The organism is Allochromatium humboldtianum (assembly GCF_013385175.1).
Lineage (GTDB): Bacteria > Pseudomonadota > Gammaproteobacteria > Chromatiales > Chromatiaceae > Thermochromatium > Thermochromatium humboldtianum.
The window spans coordinates 1-1,575 of the sequence record NZ_JABZEO010000051.1; the positions used below are offsets into that span (position 1 = coordinate 1).

At 55.2% G+C, this 1,575-nt stretch carries 1 protein-coding gene; it reads right to left on the reverse strand.

What is annotated here, in order from left to right; genetic code table 11:
- Positions 1 to 1,575 (reverse strand): tetratricopeptide repeat protein (locus HW932_RS21400; protein WP_176978474.1); only part of this gene is annotated, 1,575 nt, incomplete at both ends.

Sequence of the window (1,575 nt, forward strand, 5' to 3'; positions counted from 1 at the left end):
GAGGTTCGTGCTTAGACAGCTCAGAGCATTTTCGAGAAAGAAGCCAACGGGATGAATTTTTAGATCCCCGGAGACAAAACCAATACGGAGTCTGTCCGGAAGAACCGTTGCTGAGCTCTTCCATGCTCTGAATTCAGTTGCTTTTTCCTGTACCTTTTCACCAAAGGCACGAGCCTCAAGCAAGCGATCTTCAGCCGAAAAACGCTCGTCAAAATTCAGGCAAAAAATCAGGTTGCTGTGCGCTTCAATAAAAGAAGGTTTAATTTCAAGCGTGCGCCGATAGCAATCCACCGCTTCAGGCAGGCGACCTTCATCCTGTAAGACCACGCCCAAGTTGTTATACGCCTCGGCGTAAGAGGGATTGATTTCCAGTGCCCGGCGCCGCGCCGCTGCCGACGCTTCCAGTTCCCCATCTGCCTTCAGTGTGTTGCCTAGATTATTGAAGGCCTCCGCATAGTCCGGCTTCAACTGCACGGCTTGGTGATAGCTTTGCTTAGCGTGGTCCAGCAACCCACATTCGTGAAATACCACACCCAAATTATTGTGAGCCTCGGCGTAGTCAGGCTGTAACTCGACAGCACGCCGCAAAGCCATCAATGCCGCATCAATCTGCCCCAAATCCTTAAGTGCAGCACCTAAATTGGAGAGCACCCTGGGTTGATCGGGCTTGAGTTTCAACGCATTCTCACAACAGGTCTTCGCATCGGAAAAATTACCGCTGTCCAGAAATGCAGCGCCTAAATTGGCATGGGCCTCAGCGTAGTCCGGACGAAGGCCAACAGCCTGGCGGCAATGCTCAATGGCCTCAGCAAGCTGGCCTGCTTCACGAAGCGCGTTCCCCAAGTTGCAGTGTGCTTCTGCGTAGTCTGGCTTGACAGCGAGCGCTCGTCGGTAACAAGTGATGGCTTCATCCCGGCGTCCCAGGTTTTTGAGTGCAACGCCTAGGTTGCTGTAAGTGCCGACATCTTCAGGCGCAAGTGAAATCGCTTTTTCTAGATGCGCGATCGCCAGATCGGTGTGGCCAAACTGCACACAAAGCGTTCCGAGAATTTTCCAGCCGAAGAAGTGTTCTGGATAGTCATTACAAAACTTGCGAGCCGCCGCTTCAACCTCTGCAAAGCGGCCCTGCTGATAGAGCGCCACGATAGCGTCCATCGCTTGCTGTGCTTGGGGCGCAGCATCGGACATTACCGGTGCGGCGTTTTCATTCTGCGCCAACCGAGTAATACTCAGTTCACGCCACATTACCCATAACGCTTGGCTCAAATGACTGGCAAAACGCGGGGCATCGAAGAGTGGAGAGCGAGCGACTCGTTCACGCAACCCGGCACGCAGTACGGCCAGCGATGCTGGGTTTTGGGCGAAGGTGATGGCCTTGCCGACGTACTCGTCTTCACTGTGCGCCACCCAATCCGGCAGTCCCGCTGCCGTCAGCAAACTAGCACCCTGGCGCGCCAGTAGGGTATCGCCAGCCAACGTGATCGTCGGCACCCCCATCCACAGCGCTTCGCAGGTGGTCGTCCCCCCCGGATACGGGAAGGTATCCAGCAGGATGTCCACCTCGGCGTGGGCCGC